Source organism: Aminobacter sp. P4_H6_2 (genome assembly GCF_056400805.1).
Genome location: NZ_JBFUKO010000231.1, coordinates 1 through 7,856, shown reverse-complemented (window position 1 = coordinate 7,856; position 7,856 = coordinate 1). Strand labels below are relative to the sequence as shown.

Annotated in this window: 10 protein-coding genes and 1 other RNA gene; 7 read left to right on the top strand and 4 right to left on the bottom strand. The window is 61.7% G+C overall.

The genetic code is table 11. The features are described 5' to 3' along the window. Positions 1-56 precede the first annotated feature (56 nt). Entirely contained in the window at positions 57-269 is a 213-nt protein-coding gene (locus AC1DUU_RS16915; protein WP_476784567.1) for a hypothetical protein, read from the top strand. A 70-nt stretch (positions 270-339) separates the two neighbouring features. Further along, on the top strand, positions 340-699 hold the full coding sequence (locus AC1DUU_RS16910) for a hypothetical protein (RefSeq protein ID WP_476784566.1): 360 nt from the start codon (positions 340-342) through the stop codon (positions 697-699). A 3-nt stretch (positions 700-702) separates the two neighbouring features. On the opposite strand, the gene msrB is transcribed toward AC1DUU_RS16910, so the two are convergent. After that, complete coding sequence (gene msrB / locus AC1DUU_RS16905) at positions 703-1,107, bottom strand: peptide-methionine (R)-S-oxide reductase MsrB (protein WP_476784565.1); 405 nt, start codon at positions 1,105-1,107, stop codon at positions 703-705. 88 nt (positions 1,108-1,195) lie between these two features. After that, positions 1,196-2,386 (bottom strand): vWA domain-containing protein, encoded by a 1,191-nt coding sequence (locus tag AC1DUU_RS16900; protein ID WP_476784564.1) that lies wholly within the window; start codon positions 2,384-2,386, stop codon positions 1,196-1,198. 190 nt (positions 2,387-2,576) lie between these two features. Here AC1DUU_RS16900 and AC1DUU_RS16895 point away from each other — a divergent pair, with 190 nt between their 5' ends. Next, positions 2,577-3,662: a glycoside hydrolase family 25 protein gene (locus tag AC1DUU_RS16895; RefSeq protein ID WP_476784563.1), complete on the top strand. Its 1,086-nt coding sequence runs from the start codon at positions 2,577-2,579 to the stop codon at positions 3,660-3,662. A 30-nt stretch (positions 3,663-3,692) separates the two neighbouring features. Here AC1DUU_RS16895 and AC1DUU_RS16890 read toward each other — a convergent pair whose 3' ends face one another. Together AC1DUU_RS16890 and AC1DUU_RS16885 are read right to left on the bottom strand one after the other, a co-directional pair. After that, positions 3,693-4,139 carry an N-acetyltransferase family protein gene (locus AC1DUU_RS16890; protein WP_476784562.1) on the bottom strand — a complete coding sequence of 149 codons (447 nt, stop codon included), beginning with the start codon at positions 4,137-4,139 and terminating at the stop codon, positions 3,693-3,695. A gap of 112 nt (positions 4,140-4,251) precedes the next feature. Continuing rightward, the gene (locus AC1DUU_RS16885; RefSeq protein ID WP_476784561.1) at positions 4,252-5,091 is read right to left on the bottom strand and encodes an AAA family ATPase; all 840 of its coding nucleotides are present in this window, start codon (positions 5,089-5,091) and stop codon (positions 4,252-4,254) included. A 492-nt stretch (positions 5,092-5,583) separates the two neighbouring features. Here AC1DUU_RS16885 and ssrS point away from each other — a divergent pair. The 4 genes from ssrS to AC1DUU_RS16865 form a co-directional block, all read left to right on the top strand. Further along, positions 5,584-5,739, top strand: a non-coding RNA gene (gene ssrS, locus AC1DUU_RS16880) — 6S RNA. Positions 5,740-5,864: 125 nt separating this feature from the next. Then, a complete protein-coding gene (locus AC1DUU_RS16875) occupies positions 5,865-6,452 on the top strand; it encodes a 5-formyltetrahydrofolate cyclo-ligase (RefSeq protein WP_476784560.1) in 588 nt (195 codons plus the stop codon). Positions 6,453-6,460: 8 nt separating this feature from the next. Next, positions 6,461-7,285, top strand: coding sequence for a TIGR00282 family metallophosphoesterase (locus AC1DUU_RS16870; RefSeq protein ID WP_476784559.1), 825 nt, complete (start codon positions 6,461-6,463; stop codon positions 7,283-7,285). Between the two features lie 164 nt (positions 7,286-7,449). Then, positions 7,450-7,856, top strand: a 407-nt coding sequence (locus tag AC1DUU_RS16865; RefSeq protein WP_476784558.1) for a TerC family protein, incomplete at its 3' end; no start/stop codon positions are given.

The following is a 7,856-nucleotide window of genomic DNA, read 5'->3' as shown; positions in this document are numbered from 1 at the left end:
AAGCAGGGCCGCATTCGCGCTCTTCGCGAGCATTCCGCATCGGCACGGAAGACGGATTGGACCTGATCGCCGGCACATGCGCAGTCGCCTTCACGCAGAAAGGCGAGGCAACTCGGCCGCATATTTCCGCGCGAGGCATTTGCCTGCGAATTTCTTCGTTTCTTGACCCGTTTGGGGCACTGATCCGCCTGCGCAAGCAGGGTCAGGTCGAGCGCGACCAAGCCGAAGCGATGCTCCGACCTGTACAAGGCGGCCCTTGGATGGTGTGATAGGCTAGCTGCCCGATCCCGAACCATGTAAGGGCAGCGACCGCCGATCAAGATGATGCGAGGTCACGAGATGACGAGTGCAGGGCAATTCCATCCTTCAGGCAGCACCGGTCCCATCGGCAGGCAAGGCGGCATTTCCGCGTTCTTCTCACGGCGCTGGAACGGCGAAGTGCCACTTGGCCAGCTGTTCTGGCGCGACATGGTCACGGTCGGCAGCCTGATCAATGTCGTCACCACGATCATTGCGCTGCTGATCCTGGCCGCCAAGATGTCGGCATTGTTTGCGGTCGCCGTGCACCTGATCCCGCTGCCTTACAATCTATTCCTTTATGGCAGCGTGCTGCGCACCGCCGACATGGCAGGCACGCCCAATGCCGGCACGATAAAGATAGGCGCCACTTTGTGGATCATCCTCGCCAGCCTGCTTTGAGGCTCAGCTCGCCGGCTCGAAGTTCAGCGCCACGCCGTTGATGCAGTAGCGAAGGCCGCTCGGCGGCGGACCATCGGGAAAGACATGGCCAAGATGGCTGCCGCAGCGCGCGCAATGGCATTCCGTGCGCACCATGCCGTAGCTGCGGTCGACGGTGTTTTCGACCGAGCCTTCGACAGGATCGTTGAAGCTCGGCCAACCGGTGCCGCTTTCGAACTTCAGCTTGGATTCAAACAAGGGCTGGTCGCAACCAGCGCAGGTAAAGGTGCCGGCGCGCTTTTCATAAAGCAGCGCGCAACTTCCCGGCCGCTCGGTGCCGTGGTGGCGCATCACCTGGTACTGCTCGGGCGTCAGCAGCGCGCGCCATTCGGCGTCGGTGCGGATGACGGGGTAGGTCTTGGTGTCCATGCTATGGTCTCCCATGCTTTGTCTTTTCTTCGCACAGATAGTTACGAGCGTTCGCTGATGACAGGGCATCACTTCGCGGTGAAGGGAATCAGTGTTTGCGCGACAGCTGTTTCGTTGCGGCTTCAAGTCCGGCCAGCGTCAGCGGGTACATGCGGCTGGAGAATATCTCACTGACCATCTTGATCGAGCTTGTGTAGCCCCAGTGCTTTTCCCGCGTCGGATTGAGCCAGACGGCGTTGGGCCATTGTTCGAGCACGCGGCGCAGCCACACAGCCCCAGGTTCCGGGTTCCAGTGTTCAACCGAACCGCCGGCATAAGCGATCTCATATGGGCTCATCGAAGCGTCTCCGACAAAGATCACCTTGTAGTCGTGGCCGTATTTGTGGAGCACGTCGAGCGTAGGCAAGACCTCTTGATGGCGGCGGCGATTGTCCTTCCACACGCCTTCGTAGAGGCAATTGTGGAAGTAGAAATATTCGAGCTGGCGGAACTCGACGCGCGCGGCCGAGAACAGCTCCTCCACGACCTTGATATGGTCGTCCATCGAACCGCCGACATCGAAGAACATCAAAAGCTTGACCGCGTTGCGCCGTTCGGGCCGCGTCTTGACGTCGAGATAGCCATGATCGGCCGTGGCGTGGATGGTGCCCGGCAGGTCGAGTTCTTCGTCCGCGCCCTCGCGCACCCAGCGGCGCAGGCGCTTGAGCGCCACCTTGATGTTGCGGGTGCCGAGCTCGACGCTATCGTCGAAGTTCCTGAACTCGCGCTTGTCCCAGACCTTGACCGCGCGACGGTGGCGGCTTTCGGCTTGCCCGATGCGCACGCCCTCGGGATTGTAGCCATAGGCGCCGAAGGGCGAGGTGCCTGATGTGCCGATCCACTTTGAGCCGCCCTGATGGCGGCCCTTCTGCTCCTCAAGGCGCTGCTTCAGCGTCTCCATCAGCTTTTCGAAACCGCCGAGCGCTTCGACCAGTTTTTTTTCCTCGTCGCTGAGCGTCTTTTCGGCAAGCCGGCGCAGCCATTCCTCGGGAATGTCGGCGACATTGACAGCGCTCTCACCGGCAACCGCCTCGACGCCTTTGAAGTAGTGCGAAAAGACCTGGTCGAAGCGGTCGATATGGCGCTCGTCCTTCACCAGCGTTGCACGAGCGAGGTAATAAAAGCCCTCGACGTCATAGCTGACGAGATCGGCATCGAGTGCTTCGAGCAGCGCCAGATATTCCCGCAGCGAGACCGGGACCTTGGCCGCCTTGAGTTCGAGAAAGAACGGTATGAACATGGCGGCACTTTGCTTCGCATCGTCGCGGCAAGCAAGCCTGTGGTGCCGGTGTCGGGTCGCTTCGATGCCACACTCAAAGGTAAAAATAAGATTCAGTCTTTTTTGGTAATTTCCCGTTAGCAATTCAAATCAGTGGAGTTCGGGGGCCCGAGTCTTGCCGTCGGCGGTCTCGTTTTGCGTACGGGTAACAATGCGTTTTTCAGCTGCGTCAGCGATCCTTCTCGCCAGCATGGCCTTGGCCGGCTGCACCTCCAGCTCGGGGCTGGGCGACCTCATGGCGCAGGCAGGGACATCGTCCGAGACGACGAGTTCCGTTGCAAGGCCAGCGAGCCCCATTCCATCGGCCGATGTGGCACCTGCCGCAGTACAACGGCCGATGCCGCAACAGGCGATGGCCGCACCACCACCGATGACACTGGTCGAGCCGCCGGTAGCAGTGGCGATGGCCATGCCGACGCCTATGCCCGCGGCACCGACGGCGCCAGCGATCGAACTTGAAGACATGCCATTGCCGGGGGCAAAGCCGATCGCGCTGGTCGCCCCGTCGAACCCGATGAAGGCCACGCCTTTCGCGCCGGGCCAGATTTACGGCCGCCGTTTCCGCGACGCCAAGCCGATCAATTTCGGCAAGGCCATGTCGCCGAAGAATTTCGCCGTCCATGGCGTCGACGTATCGCGCTGGCAGGGCGAGATCGACTGGCCGAAGCTGCGCACCCAGGGCGCCAACTTCGCGTATATCAAGGCCACCGACGGAGGCGACCACCTCGACCCGATGTTCAAGAAGAACTGGCGCGCAGCCGAGGCCGCCGGTCTGAAGCGCGGCGCCTATCATTTCTTCTACTGGTGCCGCACCGCCGGCGAGCAGGCCAACTGGTTCATCCGCAACGTGCCCAAGGTGGCCGGCGCCCTGCCGCCGGTGATCGACGTCGAATACAATGGCGAGTCGAGCTGCAAGCGCCGCCACAGCCCGGAAAAGATCCGCGAAAAGATGCAGGTCTTCATGGACATCCTGGAGCGTCATTACGGCCAGCGCCCGGTCATCTACACCGCGCCCGACTTCTACCGCGACAACCTGCGCGGCCACTTCCAGAACTACCCGTTCTGGCTGCGCGCCGTGGCCGAGCCGCCGTCCAAGGTCTATCCCGGCCGCAACTGGGTGTTCTGGCAGTATTCGGGTTCGGGCCTGTCGCACGGCGTCGACGGCAAGATCGATCTCAACGTCTTCCGTGGCAACGCTGCCCAGTGGCACAAGTGGGTGGCCAATAGCGCGGGTTGAGCGGCCCGGGCTGCTCAGCTTGCGTCAGGCCTAGAGCAAATCGTATTCGACGAAGCCGGTGAGGCGGGCGACGCGGTCGTAGAGCTTGCGCGCGGTGGCATTGGTTTCATGCGTCATCCAGTAGACGTTGGAGACGCCGATCCTGGCCGCTTCCTGCTTGACCGCTTGAATGAGTGCCGCACCAACGCCCTTGCCGCGTGCGGCTGGGTCAGCGAACAGGTCCTGCAGGTAGCAGTTGTTGGCCTCGGACCAGCCCGAACGGTGGTAGAGATAATGGGTCAGCCCGACCGCCTTGCCGTCGACGATGGCAATCAGGCCCTTGGGCTCGAATTCGCCGTCGGTGAACAGCCGCTTCCAGGCGAGTTCGTAGATGTTCTCGGGCAGCACCGTGTTGTAGAAATCGAGATAGGCGGTCCACAGCCCGCGCCATTCGGCATGGTCGGCAAGCTCAAGCGGGCGGATGGTGATGTCGGTCATGGCTATGCCTTTCGTGATTGCGTCGGTTGGCTGGAACCTGCCTCAGCATTGCCATGCGGCCAACGGTCCACAGCGTGGAAAATCGTTGTCCGTCCGCTGCGCGGACCGTTCCTCACCCCTGCCTTCTGGCCATGAATGCCAGGCGCTCGAACAGATGCACGTCCTGCTCGTTCTTGAGCAGCGCGCCATGCAGCTTGGGCAGCGCATTTTTCGGGTCGGCGCGCAGGTCTTCGGGTGCGACGTCATCGGCAACGAGCAGGCGGATCCAGTCGAGCGCCTCGGAGGTCGACGGCTTCTTCTTGAGGCCTGGCACGTCGCGGATCTCATAGAATTGGGTGAGCGCCGCGCGCACCAAACTCTGCTTGATGCCGGGATAGTGGACCTCGACGATCTTGTGCAACGTATCGACGTCGGGAAAGCGGATGTAATGGAAGAAGCAGCGGCGCAGGAAGGCGTCGGGCAGCTCCTTTTCGTTGTTGGAGGTGATGATGACGATCGGGCGCACCTCCGCGCGGATCGTCTCGCCGGTCTCGTAGACGAAGAACTCCATGCGATCGAGTTCCTGCAACAGGTCGTTGGGAAACTCAATGTCGGCCTTGTCGATCTCGTCGATCAGCAGCACTACCTTGCGTCCGGCTGCAAACGCGTCCCACAGCTTGCCGCGCTTGATGTAGTTYTTGATGTCGTTRAAGCGCYCRTCGCCRAGCTGGCTGTCGCGCAGSCGCGASACCGCGTCATAYTCRTAGAGGCCCTGCTGCGCCTTGGTGGTGGATTTGACATTCCATTCGATCATCTCGAGGCCGAGGCCTGATGCGACCTGGCGCGCCAGCTCGGTCTTGCCGGTGCCTGGCTCACCCTTGACCAGAAGAGGGCGTTCGAGCGCGATCGAAGCGTTGACCGCCACCATCAGATCCTTGTCGGCGACATAGGCCGACGTTCCTTCAAAACGCATGCGAAACTCCAAATTCGTCGGTGGCGACACTAGGGAGGTGCGGGCGATGGGGCAAGCGCAACGTCCCTTCGCCCCTTGGCGTGGAGAAACAGGCGCGTCTATCCACGCGGAGTGCTGACAGGTAGCGACAGTAGCGAGTCTTCAGTGTCGTAATCCTTCGCACCCCCCTCTGGCCTGCCGGCCATCTCCCCCACAAGGAGGGAGATCATGCCTTCATCGGCGCCTCAGCCAATCACCAACGTTACAACGTTTATCCCTGCGAACCTGCAGGATAAGCGCCACCGTCGACGCGACTGATCTCCCTCCTTGTGGGGGAGATGGCCGGCAGGCCAGAGGGGGGTGCGAAGGATCGCGACGGTGAAAGGGTAGGAACTCAAAAACGCCGAGAAATTTGCAGGTCGTGGAAAACCTCTCCACCCGCAGCACAAATATCGTCGCGAGAACCGCAGCATTGCCATGGCGCATTGAATCCATAGCGCCTATATTGGCTGTGACGATCTGCGCTTCTCGGCAGGAGAGCATTTTCCCCGGGGCCTTAACGATCCTTAGGGAGCTGTCACTGGGAAGACCCGTGGGTCTTTTCACACGGCGCCCACCTACTTTGTAGGTCTCCGGGATCGACTTCTCCACCGGTTGTGTGGATCGTCACTTTCCCCCACCCAATCAATCCTGTTTGGCCTTAGCCGCGCAACGCGACAACATCCTTGGTTGCCGTGGCAACAAATGATGTGCCAAACACTTGCGACGACAGGAGAACGGGGGCGAACACCGGCATGACTTCCCATCGCGAGATCAAGAAGCAGTTGCGCAAGGAAGCGCTGGCCCGCCGCGACGCGCTCGACCAGTTCTGGCGCATCGAGGCCTCGCTGGAGATGGCCGAGACCGCGCGTGACAACGTTCCAATCGAGCCCGGCACCATCGTTTCCGGCTTCTGGCCGATGCGCTCGGAGGTCGACGTCAGGCCGATGATGTTTGCTCTGCGCGAGCATGGCGCCAGGCTGTGCCTGCCGGCGATCCTCGACAAGCATACGATCGTTTTCCGCGAACTGGTGCGCGGCGCCCCCATGGTCGACATGGGATTCGGTACTGTCGGCCCGCATGAGGAGGCCGATGTTCTGGACCCCGATATCATGCTGGTGCCGCTTGCCGCCTTCGACGCGCGCGGCCACCGCATTGGCTACGGCGCGGGCTACTACGACCGCGCGATCGCCAAGCTTGAGGATGCCGGCAAGCACCCCCGGCTGATCGGCATCGCCTTCGATTGCCAGGAGGTCGAGCGCGTGCCGGAAGAAAACCACGACGTGGTCATCCCCGAAATACTGACCGAAAGCGGGTTGCGCAGCTTCGCCCCTGAATTGTAGATGATTTCATGAGACTTCTTTTTCTAGGCGACATGGTGGGCAAGGCTGGACGCACTGCGGTGTGGAACCAGTTGCCGGGCTTGATTTCGGATTTCCGGCTCGATTTTGTCATCGTCAACGGCGAAAACGCCGCCGGCGGCTTTGGCATCACCGAAGAGATCTTTCGAGAAACGCTGAACGCCGGCGCCGACGTGGTGACCACTGGCAACCACGTGTGGGACCAGCGCGAGGCACTGGCGTTCGCGCCGCGCGAGGAGCGCTTCCTGCGCCCGGCGAATTTTCCCAAGGGCACGCCAGGCCGCGGCTCGGGTCTGTTCATCGCCAAGAACGGCGCGCGCGTCCTGGTGTCCAACATCATGGGCCGGGTGTTCATGCATCCCGAACTCGACGACCCGTTCCAGGCCGGCGAGCGCGAACTGTCCGCCTGCCCGCTGGGCGAACAGGCCGATGCGGTGGTGATCGACTTCCATGCCGAGGCGACGAGCGAAAAGATGTGCTTTGCCCATTTCGTCGACGGCCGCGCCAGCCTCGTTGTCGGCACCCATACCCACCAGCCGACCGCCGACCACCAGATCCTCAATGGCGGCACGGCCTACCTGACCGATGCCGGCATGTGCGGCGACTATGATTCCTCGCTTGGCATGGACAAGGAGGAGCCTCTCAACCGCTTCTTGTCCAAGGTGCCGAAGGGCCGCTTCGAGGCGGCCAACGGGCCGGCGACGATCTGCGGTGTCGGCGTCGACATCTCCGACCGCACGGGTCTTGCCGAGCGGATCGCGCCATTGCGTCGCGGCCCGCGCCTCGAAGAAACCGTACCTTCCTTCTGGTCCTGACATTGACGAGGGGCCAGTGGATACCTACTTGCTCGCAACAAGTCAGCAAATGTTAGAGCGCTGCGCCTCCGGTTGGACGCGCGACACTTGAGCACTGCAATTTTTTGCAAGAGCGGCCTCGCGGCCGCTCGATTGTTATCCATAAGGACTAAGGGGACGCATAGATGATCGAATTCCTGACGCCGTATCTCAGCTTCATGAACGACCCGACCGCCTGGGTGGCGCTGTTGACGCTGATCGCACTTGAGGTGGTGCTCGGCATCGACAATTTGATCTTCATCTCGATCCTGACCAACAAGCTGCCCGAGGCGCAGCGCGCTTCGGCTCGCCGGCTTGGCATCGGCGCGGCACTGATCATGCGCCTCGTGCTGCTTGCCACCATCTCCTTCATCGTGGCGCTCAAGGAGCCGGTCTTCGAGGCCTTCGGCCATGGCTTCTCCTGGCGCGACCTGATCCTGATCGCCGGCGGCCTGTTCCTGGTGTGGAAGGCGACCAAGGAAATCCATCATTCGGTCGACCCCGAAGACAGCACCGCCGGACTGGCTTCGCGGACGCTGCAGCTTTCGATGGG